At 41.4% G+C, this 16,767-nt stretch carries 17 protein-coding genes; 16 read left to right on the top strand and 1 reads right to left on the bottom strand.

Annotated elements, in window-relative coordinates; genetic code table 11:
• Window positions 1-116: 116 nt before the first annotated feature.
• The 16 genes from CH76_RS07235 to CH76_RS07160 all read left to right on the top strand — a co-directional run bounded on the left by CH76_RS07235 (window position 117) and on the right by CH76_RS07160 (window position 15,005).
• On the top strand, window positions 117-569 hold the full coding sequence (locus CH76_RS07235; protein ID WP_036144739.1) for a hypothetical protein: 453 nt from the start codon (window positions 117-119) through the stop codon (window positions 567-569).
• A gap of 114 nt (window positions 570-683) precedes the next feature.
• Window positions 684-1,352, top strand: a complete 669-nt coding sequence (gene deoC, locus CH76_RS07230; RefSeq protein WP_036144736.1) for a deoxyribose-phosphate aldolase — start codon at window positions 684-686, stop codon at window positions 1,350-1,352.
• A gap of 101 nt (window positions 1,353-1,453) precedes the next feature.
• Window positions 1,454-1,627 (top strand): 30S ribosomal protein S21, encoded by a 174-nt coding sequence (gene rpsU, locus CH76_RS07225; RefSeq protein ID WP_036144734.1) that lies wholly within the window; start codon window positions 1,454-1,456, stop codon window positions 1,625-1,627.
• Between the two features lie 329 nt (window positions 1,628-1,956).
• Entirely contained in the window at window positions 1,957-3,255 is a 1,299-nt protein-coding gene (locus CH76_RS07220; RefSeq protein ID WP_036144748.1) for a nodulation protein NfeD, read from the top strand.
• A gap of 3 nt (window positions 3,256-3,258) precedes the next feature.
• The gene (gene floA, locus CH76_RS07215) at window positions 3,259-4,251 is read left to right on the top strand and encodes a flotillin-like protein FloA (protein ID WP_036144731.1); all 993 of its coding nucleotides are present in this window, start codon (window positions 3,259-3,261) and stop codon (window positions 4,249-4,251) included.
• A gap of 18 nt (window positions 4,252-4,269) precedes the next feature.
• Window positions 4,270-4,755 (top strand): hypothetical protein, encoded by a 486-nt coding sequence (locus CH76_RS07210; RefSeq protein WP_036144729.1) that lies wholly within the window; start codon window positions 4,270-4,272, stop codon window positions 4,753-4,755.
• A 114-nt stretch (window positions 4,756-4,869) separates the two neighbouring features.
• The gene (locus CH76_RS07205; RefSeq protein WP_051910268.1) at window positions 4,870-5,832 is read left to right on the top strand and encodes a YafY family protein; all 963 of its coding nucleotides are present in this window, start codon (window positions 4,870-4,872) and stop codon (window positions 5,830-5,832) included.
• Between the two features lie 78 nt (window positions 5,833-5,910).
• The gene (locus tag CH76_RS07200) at window positions 5,911-6,870 is read left to right on the top strand and encodes a PhoH family protein (RefSeq protein WP_036144726.1); all 960 of its coding nucleotides are present in this window, start codon (window positions 5,911-5,913) and stop codon (window positions 6,868-6,870) included.
• Window positions 6,871-6,966: 96 nt separating this feature from the next.
• Window positions 6,967-9,066, top strand: coding sequence for an HD family phosphohydrolase (locus CH76_RS07195; protein WP_081892653.1), 2,100 nt, complete (start codon window positions 6,967-6,969; stop codon window positions 9,064-9,066).
• Between the two features lie 12 nt (window positions 9,067-9,078).
• Window positions 9,079-9,534, top strand: coding sequence for an rRNA maturation RNase YbeY (gene ybeY, locus CH76_RS07190; RefSeq protein ID WP_036144722.1), 456 nt, complete (start codon window positions 9,079-9,081; stop codon window positions 9,532-9,534).
• Window positions 9,534-9,884, top strand: a complete 351-nt coding sequence (locus tag CH76_RS07185) for a diacylglycerol kinase family protein (RefSeq protein ID WP_036144720.1) — start codon at window positions 9,534-9,536, stop codon at window positions 9,882-9,884. Before ybeY ends, CH76_RS07185 begins: the two co-directional genes overlap by 1 nt.
• Window positions 9,885-9,896: 12 nt before the next feature.
• Window positions 9,897-10,298 (top strand): cytidine deaminase, encoded by a 402-nt coding sequence (locus tag CH76_RS07180; RefSeq protein WP_036144718.1) that lies wholly within the window; start codon window positions 9,897-9,899, stop codon window positions 10,296-10,298.
• A complete protein-coding gene (era, locus tag CH76_RS07175) occupies window positions 10,285-11,196 on the top strand; it encodes a GTPase Era (protein ID WP_036144715.1) in 912 nt (303 codons plus the stop codon). Before CH76_RS07180 ends, era begins: the two co-directional genes overlap by 14 nt.
• 46 nt (window positions 11,197-11,242) lie before the next feature.
• Window positions 11,243-11,998 (top strand): DNA repair protein RecO, encoded by a 756-nt coding sequence (gene recO, locus CH76_RS07170; RefSeq protein ID WP_036144710.1) that lies wholly within the window; start codon window positions 11,243-11,245, stop codon window positions 11,996-11,998.
• Window positions 11,999-12,108: 110 nt separating this feature from the next.
• Complete coding sequence (locus CH76_RS13475) at window positions 12,109-13,317, top strand: S-layer homology domain-containing protein (RefSeq protein ID WP_051910267.1); 1,209 nt, start codon at window positions 12,109-12,111, stop codon at window positions 13,315-13,317.
• 110 nt (window positions 13,318-13,427) lie between these two features.
• Window positions 13,428-15,005 (top strand): SulP family inorganic anion transporter, encoded by a 1,578-nt coding sequence (locus CH76_RS07160; protein ID WP_235190372.1) that lies wholly within the window; start codon window positions 13,428-13,430, stop codon window positions 15,003-15,005.
• Window positions 15,006-15,046: 41 nt separating this feature from the next.
• Here CH76_RS07160 and CH76_RS07155 read toward each other — a convergent pair whose 3' ends face one another.
• Window positions 15,047-16,729 carry a methyl-accepting chemotaxis protein gene (locus tag CH76_RS07155; RefSeq protein ID WP_036144705.1) on the bottom strand — a complete coding sequence of 561 codons (1,683 nt, stop codon included), beginning with the start codon at window positions 16,727-16,729 and terminating at the stop codon, window positions 15,047-15,049.
• Between the last annotated feature and the right edge of the window lie 38 nt (window positions 16,730-16,767).

Below are 16,767 nucleotides of genomic sequence, written 5' to 3'. Positions count from 1 at the left end.
CTTTTTTAATGCAATTGAACGAATTTTACAAAAAGATAGTGATTAAAAAGGTTTACCTTTAATAAAAGTAGGGGAAAGTAAGTAAATATTGAAATATGAAGGGGGCTCCTAGGGTAATGGAGAGGGAGTTATGCGAGGTTAAAATACCAAATGGTGTTGTGGGCGATATTCATAGCTTTCGTAATTATGATCCTTTGCGTATTAAGCGCTATGCCATTCAACAAGAGCAGCTTTGTTTAGTAATGACAGAAAAAGATCGACGACAGGCATTAGAGGAGTTTAAGCAAATAAGCTATACCTTTTATGACGCAGTACAGGCGCAACAATTGCCAGAGGTCATGGCTTATAGCAATGTGATTTTTGAAGATGAGTTGACAGTGTTCACTTTCTATATGAAGAAAGCCAATTATAAAGCAGATTTATTAACAGCAATCATTGAACCTACCTTGCTGATTGATGCCTTTTACTATCAACTATATCGTGGTATTACTACACCGCAAATTACAATACGTTATGCAGCGGCAGATGGCTCAAGCGTGTATGATGTACAAACGCACTATCATATTTAGCAACTCACTATCTAAACCTACTGTTAGTGGGATTTTTGTATTGGGATTTGGTGATTCAACTATGGTATAGTTAAGAGGTACGGACAACTATAAAATATTGAGGAGTTTTTTGGTATGACAACAAATTATGCAAAATTAATCGACCATACATTATTAAAGGCGGATGCAACTCGTGAGCAAGTAGCCAAAATTTGTGATGAAGCAAAGCAATATAACTTTGCATCAGTATGTGTTAACCCAACATGGGTAAATTACTGTGCGGAGGCGCTAAAAGGAACAGACGTAGCGGTATGTACAGTGATTGGCTTCCCATTAGGTGCTACGACATCAGCTGTAAAAGCATTTGAAACAAAAGATGCGATTGCAAACGGTGCAACTGAAATTGATATGGTAATCAATATTGCAGCATTAAAAGACCAAGATGATGCGCTTGTAGAAGCGGATATTAAAGCCGTAGTTGAAGCAGCCAATGGTACATTAGTGAAAGTTATTATTGAGGCTTGCCTATTAACAGACGAAGAAAAGGTGCGCGCATGTGAATTAAGCAAAAAAGCAGGCGCTACATTTGTGAAAACATCGACTGGATTTTCGACAGGTGGCGCAACAAAAGAGGACGTCGCATTGATGCGTAAAACAGTTGGTGAAGCGCTTGGTGTAAAGGCTTCTGGCGGTGTGCGCAACAAGGCAGATTTAGAAACAATGGTAGCTGCTGGGGCAACGCGTATTGGCGCAAGCTCAGGCGTAGCGATTATGAATGATAAAACATCGAAAGATAATTATTAATTGTTGACCAAAAACGAGTATTACGATATAATTTTCTAGTACACAGCGTACATGAATTTGTATGTTTGTGTTGATGTGTGTTCGGAGGGAGGGAAAGAGAGATGTCAAAAACTGTAGTTCGCAAAAACGAATCGCTTGAAGATGCTCTTCGCCGCTTCAAACGTACTGTATCAAAAAGTGGTACAATTCAGGAAGTTAGAAAGCGCGAGTTTTACGAAAAGCCAAGTATTAAACGTAAAAAGAAATCAGAAGCTGCACGTAAACGTAAGTGGTAATTTAGTTCTTTACTCAATCCCGCACGTTATTCAACACGCAATTTGATTTTACTGAACAGACAATTGATATGCCTAGTACGAGTTTTCTCGTGCTAGGCATTTTGCATTTTCGTAGGCTTTAGCTAGTCGATTAGCGCTAAGTAGTGCTATAAGTCATACACACTAAATAATGCTCCTCTAAAATATGTTATAAAGCAGACTACGCTTTCTCAACTTTTAAATTTTTTGAAACTTTTTATTTTTTGTGTCGTAGAATAGAGTAAAGGCTTACATGAAGGGAGGAAATTGGTTTGAAGGTGAAACGTTTGGCGAGGTTGTTAGTGGCGCTTATGTTAAGTACAGTATTATTTGTACCAGCGCTGATGACAGTTGCGAGTGCTGCAACGTACACAGCGAATGGTGTTTATCATATTCCCATCCATGAGGAAGTGGAAAAGGGGCTTTATGCTTTTTTACAGCGTGCATTTAAAGAAGCAGAGGAAAATCAAGCGGATGCCATCATTTTAGATATTAATACGCCAGGTGGCTTTACATCTGCAGCAGGTCAAATTGCGATGTTAATGGAGCGTACGGATATTCGTACGATTGCGTATATTAATAAAGATGCGTTATCAGCAGGTGCGTTTTTAGCGTTACATGCGGATGAGATTTATATGGCGCCTAATGCGACAATGGGAGCGGCAGCTGTTATTGATCAGTCAGGTAATGCAGCTGATAAAAAGGCGCAAAGTGCGTGGTTAAAACAAATGAAGGCAGCAGCTGAGTCGTCAGGGCGTAATCCTAAGTACGCGATGGCTATGGCGGATGCAACGATGCATTTGCCGAAATACGGCGCACCTAAAGGTGAACTACTGACATTATCACCGTCTGAGGCGCTAGAGGTAGGGTATTCACAAGGCACAATGGCCACATTAGGTGATGTGCTAAAGGCTACAAAGCTAGATGGACGTGAGATTATCGAAGTAACGCCAACCTTTTTTGAAAATGTAGCACGCTTTATTACCAATCCCGTCATTGTACCGATCTTGCTTTCTATTGCGAGCTTAGGATTGGTGCTTGAGTTATATTCACCAGGCTTTGGTGTACCAGGTACTATGGGCGTTACGGCAATTGGCTTATTTTTCTTTGGGCATTTAGTCGCAGGGTTTGCAGGCTACGAATCACTTCTGTTACTTGTGTTAGGGATTGCTCTAATTGGTGCAGAATTTTTCATACCTGGTGGAATTATTGGTATGATAGGTACAGTGATGGTTATTGCGAGTCTTTTGACAGCAGGTGAAGATGTAACACATATGATGTTGTCGATTGTAGTTGCAGGCATCGTCGCAATAATAGGGATGGTGGTTATTATGAAAGTCTTCGGTAAAAAATTATCCATGCTCAATCGTCTCGTATTGAAGGATGCGACCACAACAGAAGACGGTTATGTGTCTAATGTCAATCGCATTGATTTAATCGGTCGTATCGGCAAAACAGAAACACCACTTCGCCCAGCAGGTGTTGTGAACATTCAAGATGAGCGCTTAGATGTTGTAAGTGAAGGTGCCTATGTGGATGCGAATGAACTTGTAGAAGTGATTAAAGTAGAAGGCTCGCGTATTGTCGTGAGAAAAACTAAGGAGGCATAACGAATGGATTTATCAACTATTGGTTTAGGTATTGGTATCGTAGTCGTTTTAATTGTACTTGCGGTATTCTTTACATTCGTACCTGTCGCGCTATGGATTTCAGCATTAGCAGCAGGTGTTAAAGTAAGTATTTTTACATTAATTGGTATGCGCTTACGTCGTGTAATTCCATCACGTATCGTAAACCCATTAATTAAAGCACATAAGGCGGGTTTACCTGTAACAATTAATCAGTTAGAAAGTCACTACTTAGCAGGTGGTAATGTTGACCGCGTAGTCAATGCGTTAATCGCAGCACACCGTGCTAATATTGAGTTAACATTTGAACGCTGTGCAGCTATCGACTTAGCAGGTCGTGATGTACTAGAAGCTGTACAAATGTCTGTAAACCCTAAAGTAATCGAAACACCATTTATCGCAGGTGTTGCGATGAACGGTATCGAAGTAAAAGCGAAAGCACGTATTACAGTGCGTGCTAACATCGAGCGTCTTGTTGGTGGTGCGGGTGAAGAAACAATCGTTGCCCGTGTTGGTGAAGGTATCGTATCAACAATTGGTTCTTCAGTAAGCCACACACAAGTATTAGAAAACCCAGATATGATTTCACAAACCGTACTTGCAAAAGGTTTAGATTCAGGTACAGCTTTCGAAATCCTATCAATTGATATTGCAGACGTTGATATCGGTAAAAACATCGGTGCTGAGCTACAAATTGAGCAAGCACAGGCTGATAAAAACATTGCGCAAGCGAAAGCTGAAGAGCGTCGTGCAATGGCGGTAGCAAAAGAGCAAGAAATGATCGCTAAAGTACAGGAAATGAAAGCAAAAGTAGTTGAAGCAGAAGCAGAAGTACCATTTGCGATGTCTGAAGCATTACGTAAAGGTAATTTAGGCGTGATGGACTTTATTAACTATAATAATATTCAAGCAGATACATCAATGCGCGAGTCAATCGCTAAAGGTGCAAAGCTTGATAAGCATGACGACCAAGAGTAATCAAAGGAGTGACACCGCATGGAACCGTTAATTTTCTTAATTATCGCTGCGGTTGTCAGTGCGATTATTGATAAGTCTAAGAAAAAAGAGCAACAATCGCCAAAACCAACCACAGTGAAGCATGCACCGCCTGTAACACAACCTGAGGCTAAGCCAGTAACGCAAGCACGCAAAGTCGAGATGCCGTCGCCATTGTTTCCTACTGAAACAAAACGACCAACATTTGAGGAGTTTGCGCGCGAGATTTTAGGCGAGGTAGAGGCAAAAGCACCGGTACAATCTAAACCAGCGCCAATCCTCGAGCCAAAACTAGAGCCTGTAATTGAACCAATTACGCGTGTTAGGGAGTCAATGCAAGAGCGAATGGAAAAATCGTCGGTAGTAGATACCACGGTCAAGCCTATTGAAGTCGTGCGTAAATCAACTAAAAATCGAGATTTGATACAGGCAGTTATTATGTCTGAAGTACTTGGACAGCCCAAATCACGTAAAAAACACCGTTAATTACAGTCAGCAACACGAAAACTCGTGTTTGCTGGCTGTTTTTTTTATGGATGGACATATACTGACCGCTACCCTTGTTATACTAAAAATATATATAAATGGTAGGTGATGACGGTGAATTATAAAAGCAAGACGCAGCGAGTAACATGGATGTACAACGAGTTGAAAAACGGCAATGTTTTACGTAAGCAGGAGATGGCAGAACAATTTGATGTCAGCTTAAAAACTGTGCAACGAGATATTGAAGAGCTGCGCATTATTTTTGGTGAAGAATACTCGCCTTATCATCTTGTGTATAGCAAGGCTAAGAGCGGCTATTTGTTAGATTTAGATGTGGTAGATGTATTAACAGAGCAGGAGATACTAGCGACGACCAAAATATTAGTCGAGTCACGTGCGTTTTTAAAAAATGAAATTAAAGGGATTACGCAGAAAATGTATCATCATTTGCCACGTGAGCGTCAGCGTATGTTAGAGGCTTATGTTAGTAACGAGATGCATTATTATGTTGAGCTCACGCATAAGAGCTCCGTCATGGCTAAGGTACACGAATTAGCCGAGGCAAGCCGCGCTAAGCAAGCGGTAATGTTAATGTATAAAAAAGAGCATGAACCAGAGGCAAAGGCTTATCATATTGAGCCATTAGGCGTTGTCTTTTCAGAGTTTTATTTTTATGTAATTGCGGAGAGCAATAAGCCAGAGCGCCCGCACCCTATAGCGTATCGTATTGATCGTATCGAGCATTTGCATATTAAACATCACTTTGAGCGCTCAGAGTCACAGCGCTTTGAAGAAAGTAGCTTTCAACAACGCATTCACTTTATGCATACAGGTGAGCTCGCAACAATTAAGATTCGTTTTAGTGGCCCTTCGCCAGAGGCCGTGCTAGACCGACTGCCAACAGGGCGCATTATAAGGCATGAAGAAAACGCTGTGATTATTGAAGCGGAAGTTTATTTACGCGGTATTGAAATGTGGTTACTTAGTCAAGGTGAGCATATTGAAGTGCTAGCGCCAGAACATTTACGTAATCGTATGCGAGAGCGTGCTACAAAACTAACAGAGTTATATGAATAGTACGGTAAAACCTTTTACAGATAGCGAGTAGAGTGATACAGTTAACTTGTATAAAATCTGTAGTAAGGGGATTAGTGAATGACAGAAGATAAAGCAACGACACTGCAAGTCGAAAACCCAAATGAAGCAATTATGTTACTGGGCATGGCAGATGCCAACATTAAAATGATAGAAGAAGCATTTAATGTACACATTATTACGCGTGGCGAGAGCATTCAGCTAACTGGTGAAGAAGCAGATAAAACGCGTGCGACTGATGTACTCAATGCCTTACTGCAGGTCATTCGTAAAAATAGCAATATTGATATGCGCGACGTGGCCTCAGCCATTGAGATGGAGCATAAAGGCACGCTAGACTTCTTTGCCTCATTGTATGATGAGGAGATTGCGCGTAGCGCGAAAGGGAAGCCAATCCGTGCAAAAACGATTGGACAGCGTGAGTATATACGCGCCATTCGCCATAGAGACCTTGTATTTGGCATTGGGCCAGCAGGTACGGGTAAAACCTATCTAGCTGTAGTGATGGCAACGCAGGCATTGCGTACAGGGCAAGTAAAGAAAATTATTTTAACACGACCTGCCGTCGAAGCGGGTGAGTCACTGGGCTTTTTACCAGGCGATTTAAAAGAAAAGGTCGATCCTTACTTGCGCCCCTTATATGATGCACTGCATGATATGTACGGAGCTGAACAAACAGATCGCTTAATTGAGCGTGGTACGATTGAGATTGCACCACTGGCTTATATGCGTGGACGTACGCTAGACGATGCTTTTGTTATTTTAGACGAGGCACAAAATACTACGCACCCACAAATGAAAATGTTTTTAACACGTCTAGGCTTTGGCTCAAAAATGGTTGTAACAGGTGATAAAACCCAAATTGACTTGCCGCGTAATACACAGTCCGGCTTAATTGCTGCTGAACGTATTTTACAAGGCGTAGAGGACATTCATATTCAAACGTTAGAGCAAGGCGATGTTGTACGTCACCCAATGGTCGCAAAAATTATCCAAGCCTATACTGAAAACGAAAATTAATTGTGACAGCCACAAATTTTGTGGCTGTTTTTTTTGCTTTTTTACGGTAAAACGAAGCATAACTTGTTATGATAAGTAATGGAAGGAGTGCGTTTTGTGGAAAAACAAATCGATAAAATAATGAAGCTATTTAATTTTCGTTATTTTTTATTACTCGTACTAGTTATTACAGGAGCGCTACAGTTTGGCTTGATGCTAAGCAACGTACAAGGCACTACCTACAACTTTAAGCCGCTTCAATTAGCGCCAGAAACCGTGCGCTCAACAAAAACGATTGAGGATACCGTAAAAACGGAGCAGGAAAAGGCCAAGGCCGAGCAGGAGGTTAAGCCCGTCTATGTCTTTTCAGAGGCGATAGCAGGGCAACGAACAGCGATTGTTAACTCGCTATTTGAGTATATTACGACAGCTAAAAGTGAAAGTGATAATCCAGAGGAGCAAGTGAAAGCTGTAAAGAAAAAACTCGCTTCTATTGATAATAAGGAAATCACCATCACACTGTCAGATGAGCAAATTGCGGCCTTACTTGCATTAGATGATAAGCAATTATTACACGCTAAAAAGGAAGTGCTAAGCTTTGTAAAAGCCACACTTGAACGACCTATTCGTACAGAGCGTGTGGCAAGTGAGCAAGATGCCATTGAATCCAAAATTCGTGCGCGCTTACCAATGAGCTTAAATGCACAGGATGCGATTGTACATATTGGTCGCTCTAGTATTGTCGAAACAGAGTTGCTTGATAAGGACCAAACGAGTAAATTAATTGAGCAAGCGCGTTCAAGCGTAGAGCCAACGCGACTTTTACAAGGACAAATCATTGTGCAAGAAGGGCAAATTATTGACAATGATATGTACCGTCAATTAGAGCTGCTTGGCATGACCGACAATCAACGCTCATTTAAGCCAGCAGTTGGCTTATTATTGCTAATTACATTGCAAATGACGTTTATTTACGTATTATTTGAGCGTGAGCCTTTAGAGTTGCGCAAAAAACGTAATGCATTACTGATTACGATGATTATTTATGCCATGTCTTTAATTTTAATGAAGTTGCTCAGCTTTATTGTGACGGATTTTGATATGATGATTTCTTTCATCTTCCCGACAGCACTTGCAACGATGCTGGTGCGTATGTTAGTTAATGAGCGTACCGCTATTTTAATTACAGTATTAATTGCAGCCGCGGCAGGTGTTATTTTCCAAGAAGGCTACTCAGCCGTCCTTCAAATGGAAATGGCACTCTACATTATTTTTGGTGGCTTTGCGAGTTTATTCTTTATGCGAAATGTCGAAAAACGCTCGCATATTTTAACCGCAAGTGGTATTGTATCCATCGTCAATTTAGTATTTATTATGTTTTACTTATTAATGACACAGTCCAATTATGGCATGAAAGAACTTGCTTTTTATGCGATTGCGGCATTTATGTCAGGCTTTATGTCAGGGACACTGGCAATGGGTTTACTGCCATTCTTTGAGTCAGCCTTTGGCGTACTATCAGCCCTGCGTTTAATTGAGCTATCTAACCCTAACCATCCATTGCTTAAAAAGTTATTGGTGGAAACACCAGGTACGTACCATCATAGTGTAATGGTAGCTAACTTAGCAGAGGCTGCGTGTGAGGAGATTGGGGCAGACGGGCTACTTGCGCGCGTTGGTTGTTATTACCATGATGTTGGTAAAACGGTACGCCCAACCTTCTTCATTGAAAACCAAATGGCAGGCATGAACCCACATGATGCGATGGCACCTGAAAAAAGTGCTGAAATTATTATGGCACATACAACCGATGGTGCGGATTTACTACGTAAATATAAAATGCCGCAAGAAATCATTGATATTGCCCTGCAACATCATGGTACAAGTTTATTAAAATTCTTTTGGTATAAAGCTAATGAGGAAGGCAAGGAGCTTGATGAGTGTGACTTCCGTTACCCAGGGCCTAAGCCACAAACTACAGAAGCGGCTGTTATTAGTGTTGCGGATAGCGTAGAGGCCGCTGTGCGTTCTATGAAGGAGCCAACGCCAGATAAAATTCGTAAACTTGTACAGGCCATTATTGATGACCGCTTAAAGGACGACCAGTTTGATGAATGTGATATTTCAATCAAACAATTAAAAACAATCGAAGAGGTATTGTGTGAAACACTAAATGGTATTTTCCACTCACGCATTGAGTACCCTGAGATGAAGTAAGGAGCGATTGATTTGCTAACTATTGATTTTTTAGACGAAACCAACACAATCCAGCCTGCACACCAGCAGCTAGTTGATGATATTTTACGCCATGCCGCAACCTTTATGGGCATTACAGAAGAAGCCGAAATTTCGGTAACATTTGTTGATGATGCAGCCATTCAAGACATTAATCGTGAGTACCGCGGTAAGGATATGCCAACGGATGTTATTTCGTTTGCCTTAGAGGAAGAAGAGGACGTAGTAATTGAAGGGATGCCACGTATGCTAGGTGATATTATTATTTCGACAGAGCGTACAGCAGAGCAAGCTTTAAGCTATGGGCATAGCTTTGAGCGTGAGTTAGGCTTCCTTGCTGTTCACAGTCTGTTGCACTTACTTGGCTATGACCACATGAATGAAGCAGATGAGCGTGCAATGTTTGGTAAGCAGGACGAAATCCTAACGAGCTTTGGCTTAGCGCGCTAATGGATGTTAACAAGTTTATTCGCTCATTTGGCTATGCAGCAGAGGGTGTAGTGAGTAGCTTACGGGAGCAAAATTTTCGTTCCCACCTTGTGAGTGCTGTTGTTGTTATACTAGCGGCAGCATTTACAGGATTTACACGACTAGAGTGGCTGATTTTACTACTTGTCATTGGTGGCATGCTAACACTCGAAATGGTCAACACTGCCATTGAACGCGTAGTGGACTTAGCCTCGCCTGAGGTGCATCCACTCGCTAAGCAGGCAAAAGACATTGCCGCAGGTGCTGTATTAGTATTTGCTTGCATTAGTGCCGTAATAGGCGCATTATTATTTTTACCGAAATGGTTTTAGAGGAGCGTATGAATGGAAAAATTACTTCAACTTGCAAAAGAAGCAAGACAACAGGCTTATGTGCCATACTCAAAGTTTCCAGTAGGAGCGGCGATTATTACAAAAGATGGTAAGGTCTATCAAGGCTGTAATATCGAAAACGCAAGCTTTGGCTTAACAAATTGTGCAGAGCGAACAGCTATTTTTAAGGCAGTATCAGAGGGCGAAACCGCATTTGAGGCCATTGCAGTGATTGCAGATACAGCAGGACCTGTATCTCCTTGTGGTGCATGTCGTCAAGTTATGGTAGAATTTTGCGAGCCGACCATGCCCGTATACTTAACGAATTTGAACGGTGATGTACAACAAACTACAGTAGGTGACCTGTTACCAGGCGCATTTACAACGGAGGACTTACAAGATGCAGGAAAATAAGTTTAAATCAGGTTTTATTTCAATTATTGGACGCCCGAACGTCGGCAAATCAACATTTTTAAACCGTGTTATCGGACAAAAAATTGCGATTATGTCAGACAAGCCACAAACAACACGTAACAAGGTGCAAGGTGTGCTAACAGAGGATGACAGCCAATTAATTTTCATTGATACACCAGGGATTCATAAGCCAAAGCATAAGCTAGGCGAATTTATGCTAAAAACATCAAAAAACACATTGCGTGAAGTAGATGCCATTATGTTTATGGTAAATGCCGAGCAAAAATTAGGACCTGGCGACCAGTTTATTATGGATTTATTAGAGGGCAACGAAACACCTGTCTTTTTAATTATTAATAAAATTGACCGCGTACACCCTGACGAGCTACTGACAATTATTGAGCGCTATACAGAGAAATTTAATTTCGCTGAGATTGTGCCAATTTCGGCATTAGAAGGTTTAAACGTTGATAATTTATTAGTAACGTTAAAAAAATATATGCCAGAAGGTCCACAGTACTACCCAGCAGACCAAGTAACGGATCACCCTGAGCGTTTTATTATTTCGGAGTTAATCCGCGAAAAGGTACTACATTTAACACGTGAAGAAATCCCGCACTCAGTAGCAGTAGTGATTGATAAGATTAAACGTGAAGAAGACAATCCTGATAAAATTCGTGTGCAAGCTACTATTATGGTAGAGCGTAACTCGCAAAAAGGTATTGTTATTGGTAAGCAAGGTGCTATGCTAAAACAAGTTGGTACACGTGCACGTAAAGATATCGAGATGCTACTTGGCTCAAAAGTATATTTAGAGCTTTGGGTAAAGGTACAAAAGGACTGGCGTAATAAGTCAACACACTTACGTGACTTTGGCTTTAACGAAGACGAATATTAAAACAGGGGAGGGCGATTCGCCTTCCTTTTTTTAAGGAGTGATAGTGATGCTGCATAAATGGGAGGGCTATGTACTCCGTACGCATGATTATGGTGAAGCCAATAAAATTGTTGTGCTCATGACGCGTGAAGCGGGGAAGGTAGCTGTTATGGCACGCGGTGCACGTCGACCTAAAAGTCGGCTAGCTTCTGTAAGCCAAGTATTTACGCACGCTATGTTTATGGTACAGCGCTATACAGGCATGGGGACGCTAAACCAAGCGGAGCCGCTTGAGGCACTGCGTCATTTACGCTCAGATATTGTGGCAATGGCGTATGCCAGTTATATTGTAGAGCTCGTTGACCGCGTTGTAGAAGAGGGGAACCCTGAGCCATATGCCTTTGACGTGCTGCAATACGCACTACAGGCGATTGACGAGGGTGTTGACCCTGAGGCGGTTACTTTGTTAGCCGAATGGAAGCTACTGGCGTATACAGGCGTACAACCTGTGCTACATGGCTGTGCAGGTTGCGGGTCAACAGAGGGAGAGTTTGCCTTTTCCTTTACACAAGGTGGCTTTTTATGCCATAAGTGCTTCCATCTAGACCCTTATATTATTCGGTTAAAGCCTGTGCATGTGCGCTTAATTCGTATGTTTTATACAGTGCCTGTTGACCAAATTGGTACGATTACATTAAAGACCGAAACGAAGCATTTAATCAAAACCATTGTGTCTACAATTTATGAGGAGCAGACGGGTATCCGTTTAAAATCTAAAAAATTTATTGACCAACTTGATAAAATGCAATTACCCCCACAATAACAAGCGTAGGAGCTACTGTCTCCTACGCTTTTCTATTAAATAATAGCTAATATTATGTTAAAAATTGTGTATAATGGTAGTTGTAGTACATAATTTAAAGGAGTGGGAAAATGAAGAAATTAACGACAGCATTAGCAGCGCTAGCGACATGTGCTTTATTAGCTACGCAACCGACAGAGGCAGCACCGACGTTTAAGGATGTAGATTACCAAACAGAAACAGGGCGCGCCATTTACAATTTAGTAAATGACAATGTGATTTCGGGTTATCAAGATGGTACATTTAAGCCAAGCGCAACGATTAACCGTTCTCAAGCAGCTAAGATTTTAGCGGGTGCATTAGATTTAGATGTTGATAATGTAAAGAGCCCTCATTTCACCGACGTACCAACTACGCATGCCAATTATAAATACATAGCAGCATTAGCAAATGCGGGCATTATTCGTAGTGGAGGTAAATATAATCCCCAAAATCCTGTAACACGCGGTCAATTTTCGCAGATGCTAGTGAAGGGAGCAAAAATTCCTTTTAATCCAGTGCAGGGCAATAAAACGTACTTTGCGGATGTTACAAAGGCTAATGGCTTTGCAGATTACATCCATACATTATATAAAGCGGGTTATATTAAAGGCGTTAAGCCAGGTTATTTTGCACCATCAAAAACAATTACGCGTGGTCAATTTGCGGTTATGTTAAATCGTGCACAGCTTGATTCGTCAGTGGCTGATAAATTAGATGTGGATTTTTTAAACCGCAATAATATTGCCAAAGCGAGTGTTTATGATGGCGGTACATTGTATGCATACGCGGACCCACGCTATGTAACGCAACTAAAAGATGCTTGGGCATTGGGGCAAGCAGGTAACCGTATTTTCGAAGGGCCAATTAAATGGTATGTGGTAGAGGCTGGCGAGAGTAAAGGTTACTTAGCTGGTGAGTCAAAAAGCGAAGCACCGATTAATTTAAGTAATCAATCGTCGTCGACGCAAGTACTATCTACAAAAGCGGGCGACATCGTTGGTATTTATGGTTTCCTTACACAAACAATGAGCTTAGGCGATATGGTAATGTATCGTGATGGGTATGTAATGCCTGTAGGTGATATTTCGACATCTACGCATAAACAAGTGGTAATTGATAAAGAGTATATCCAAACTTATCTTTATGCATCAAATGCAGGGTATGTCGTGAATACGTATGTTTGGAATGAAGCAAGTAAAAAGTTAATGATAGTTGATAGCCGAACATTTGGTTATGAAGAACCTCGTATAGTACAAGATTGGGGAAATGGCAGTTACCTCCCTTTTAAAAAACGCTAATCTTTTTCCTCTAGTCTTGTATAGACTAGGGGATTTTTTGTATAGTGTGCTTTTTGAATAAATGATGTATACTGTAGGCGTAGTTTTCCTACAAAATACTAAGGGAAGAAGTGAACGGTTTGTTCAAAGATGATCGATTTGCGCACTATAATGCAGCTGGCTTTCGTCAAGATTTAGTGGCAGGGATTACGGTAGGTATCGTAGCAATCCCACTAGGTATGGCGTTTGCGATTGCTTCAGGAGTAAAACCCGAATACGGCTTGTATACGACGATAATTGCCGGATTTCTCGTGGCACTTTTTGGGGGCTCTCGCTACCAGGTGGCTGGTCCGACAGGCGCATTCATACCAATACTGCTTGCGATTGTATTGCAGTATGGTTATGAGGACTTATTGATCGCTGGATTTTTAGCAGGGATATTTCTGCTTATTATGAGTGTACTAGGCGTGAGCCAGCTAATACAATTTGTGCCACGCTCAGTCACGATTGGTTTTACCGCAGGCATTGCGGTCATCATTTTTAGCGGTCAGATTGCTAATTTTTTTGGCTTAACCGATGTTAAGAAGTTTGAGTATTTTCATCAAAATATGCTAGAGCTTTGGCGTCAAGCGCACACATTTAATAGCAATAGCATTATCCTTGCGCTTGTAGGTTTTGCGACAATTATTGTTATTACCAAATTTGCGCCGCGTGTACCTGTACTATTGGTAGCGCTACTTGTGCCAACACTGCTATCTGTTGTTATTTTTAATGGTAGAGTCGAAACAATCGGCACTGCTTTTGGGGGCATTCCGAGTGCGCTACCGCCGTTTCAATTACCACAACTAACATTTGAAAAAATCTTATACTTGTGGCAACCTGCGTTAATTATTGCGGCGCTGGGTGCGATTGAGTCGCTACTATCTACAGTAGTAGCAGATGAAATGACGCATACTAAGCATAATGCTAAGCGCGAGTTATTTGGGCAGGGTATTGCTAATATGATTACACCGTTATTTGGAGGTATCCCTGCTACAGGCGCGATTGCGCGTACAGCAACTAATATTCGCTCAGGCGGCGTGAGCCCAATGTCGAGCATTATCCAAAGTGTTTTTGTGCTCCTATTTGTCGTACTGCTTGGCCCTTATGCATCGTATATCCCACTAGCGGCAATGGCCCCTATTTTAATGTATGTGTCATGGAATATGGTGTCGCGCCAAGCGTTTATCCAAATGGGTACGGTAAAAACGGGCGATGCTGTTGTGTTATGGGTAACTTTTTTACTAACGATTTTTGTAGATTTAACAACGGCTGTACAAGTAGGTATTTTGCTTGCGGCTGTGTTCTTCTTAAAGAAAATGATCGGTGAGTTACGCTTTACTAAACAAAAGCCAACAGAGGCCGAGTTGCTTCAGTTTGGGCAAGGCTTAACAAAATATGTGATTGCAGGTCCCTTGTTTTTTGGTACAGCTAAGCGCTTTGAGGATGAGTTTCCGCAGTGGTTGGAGGGCGATGTGTTAATGCTACACATGTCACGGGTGTCAGCGATTGATGCGACGGGTGAGGCGGCGATTGCTAGTCTGATTGATCGTGCGGAGGCTGAAGGGATACGTGTGATTATTAAACAACTACCACTTGAGCAACGCTCGTTATTAAAACGTAGCGGTTTATATGAAAAAGTGGGGCAGGATAATTTTTATAATGCCTAATAAAAAATGAGAAGTCGCAAATGGCGACTTCTCATTTTTAGTTAGCGTAGGGTAAAGTGATTTACCTCGTCTTGTAGGTGCTGTGCTAAATCAGCAAGTGCTTGTGTACTAGCCGAGATTTCTTGCATAGCTGCAAGTTGTTCTTCAGTAGCAGCACCTGTATCCTGTGCACTGCTTGAAGATTGCTCCGCTAGCTCTTGTAAGTAAGTTGAGCTGCGCAGTACTTCAGATGACATTGCTTGAATTTGTTGCACGGCGGCTGATACGGTTTCGACGCGACCATTAACATCATCAACCGAGCCTTCAATTGTAGTGAAAACGTCGAGTGAAGCGGCAGAGCGTGCTAGCCCTTCAGCTACTTTTGTTTGACCTGATTGAATAGACTGTACCGCTTGCTCAGCAGCTTGACGTACATCCTGAATCATTGTTTCAATGCGAGCAGCGGATTGACGAGATTCCTCAGCGAGCTTACGTACCTCATCAGCTACAACTGCGAAGCCCTTACCATTTTCGCCAGCGCGTGCTGCTTCAATCGCGGCATTTAAAGCGAGAAGGTTAGTTTGCTCAGAAATACCTGTAATCATAGCAGAAACTTCCTCAATTTCTACTGCACGCTGTGCCATAATTTCCATGATTTGCGTTGACTCACCAATAGTTGTATCAATGGCTGTCATATGGTCAGAAACTTCGCGTACAACGTTTACGCCGTCATGTACTAATGAGCGCATACCAGTAGCGGCGTGTAGCATCTCTTCGTTGCTAGTCGCAATTTGGTTAATACCTTCGCCTACTTCAGTTAAAGAATCAATTGATTGTAAAATATGTGAAGCTTGGGATTCGCTATTAGCCATATTGCTTTCTGCCGCTTGTGCGACCATTTCGGACGAAGCTAAGCTTTCTTCTGAACTTGCAGATAATTGTTCGGACTGTGCGGCAAGGTCCGTTGAAGATTGTCCCATTTTTTGTACAACAATATTCCAGCGTGTTAATAACTCATTGAGTGATGTTGCCATTTTGCTAACCTCGTCCTTACCTTTAATCGGTAGGGCAGGCATGCTTAAATCACCTTTAGCCATTTTATGCATAACTTCAGTTGTGGCAATAATTGGCGGTGAAATACTGCGGTTAGCTACATACGTAATAATAACGCCAGCGACAATAACGATAAGTAAGGCAATGGCAATTAACCATAGCGCTTGTGTTGTTAGGCCATTTAGCTCTTCGTTATGCATTGTTAAATCGTCTTGAATCGCTTTTTTTAAGGCATGTGATTCATCAAAAATCATTGCATTTGTTTTTGTACCTAGTGCTAATTGATCTTTTGATAGTTTATTATTTTTAAAATTAGTTATAATATCTTTAGTAATTGTGCGGTAATCAGTTGCGGCTGTAGCAATTGTTGCGACTTGTTTGGCATATTGCTTACCCACCATAGCCTCTAGTTTTTGTAACGTAGCCGAAAACTCATCTTGTGTTGTACCGATTTTTGTTACATACTCAGGATTTTCGTATAGCATGTAGGCACGAACATCGCCCACAATACGCCCTTGTAAAATTAATAATTCATTAATAATATTGACTTGCTCGACATCGTGCTCTAGTAACTCTGTGTAATTATTATCAATCGTGCGTGCGGTGTTAAAGCCAATCGCACCAATAATAATCGTTAACACAATTAAAATAGAGAAGGCTGTCATTAGTTTTGCTTTAATTGAAGAAAACATAAAAAAACTCCCTTTAACGTAATATGCTAATAAGTTCA

Origin of the sequence: Lysinibacillus sp. BF-4, from assembly GCF_000743635.1 — a bacterium.
Taxonomy (GTDB): Bacteria; Bacillota; Bacilli; order Bacillales_A; family Planococcaceae; genus Metalysinibacillus; species Metalysinibacillus saudimassiliensis.
The sequence above is the reverse complement of the archived record's forward strand: the minus strand, read 5'-3'. Positions and strand labels throughout refer to the sequence as shown.

Coding starts and splice junctions, on each gene's coding strand:
- CH76_RS07235 (WP_036144739.1), top strand. CDS start 117: ATGGAGAGGGAGTTATGCGAGGTTAAAATACCAAATGGTGTTGTGGGC.
- deoC (WP_036144736.1), top strand. CDS start 684: ATGACAACAAATTATGCAAAATTAATCGACCATACATTATTAAAGGCG.
- rpsU (WP_036144734.1), top strand. CDS start 1,454: ATGTCAAAAACTGTAGTTCGCAAAAACGAATCGCTTGAAGATGCTCTT.
- CH76_RS07220 (WP_036144748.1), top strand. CDS start 1,957: ATGTTAAGTACAGTATTATTTGTACCAGCGCTGATGACAGTTGCGAGT.
- floA (WP_036144731.1), top strand. CDS start 3,259: ATGGATTTATCAACTATTGGTTTAGGTATTGGTATCGTAGTCGTTTTA.
- CH76_RS07210 (WP_036144729.1), top strand. CDS start 4,270: ATGGAACCGTTAATTTTCTTAATTATCGCTGCGGTTGTCAGTGCGATT.
- CH76_RS07200 (WP_036144726.1), top strand. CDS start 5,911: ATGACAGAAGATAAAGCAACGACACTGCAAGTCGAAAACCCAAATGAA.
- CH76_RS07185 (WP_036144720.1), top strand. CDS start 9,534: ATGGATGTTAACAAGTTTATTCGCTCATTTGGCTATGCAGCAGAGGGT.
- CH76_RS07180 (WP_036144718.1), top strand. CDS start 9,897: ATGGAAAAATTACTTCAACTTGCAAAAGAAGCAAGACAACAGGCTTAT.
- era (WP_036144715.1), top strand. CDS start 10,285: ATGCAGGAAAATAAGTTTAAATCAGGTTTTATTTCAATTATTGGACGC.
- recO (WP_036144710.1), top strand. CDS start 11,243: ATGCTGCATAAATGGGAGGGCTATGTACTCCGTACGCATGATTATGGT.
- CH76_RS13475 (WP_051910267.1), top strand. CDS start 12,109: ATGAAGAAATTAACGACAGCATTAGCAGCGCTAGCGACATGTGCTTTA.
- CH76_RS07155 (WP_036144705.1), bottom strand. CDS start 16,729: ATGTTTTCTTCAATTAAAGCAAAACTAATGACAGCCTTCTCTATTTTA.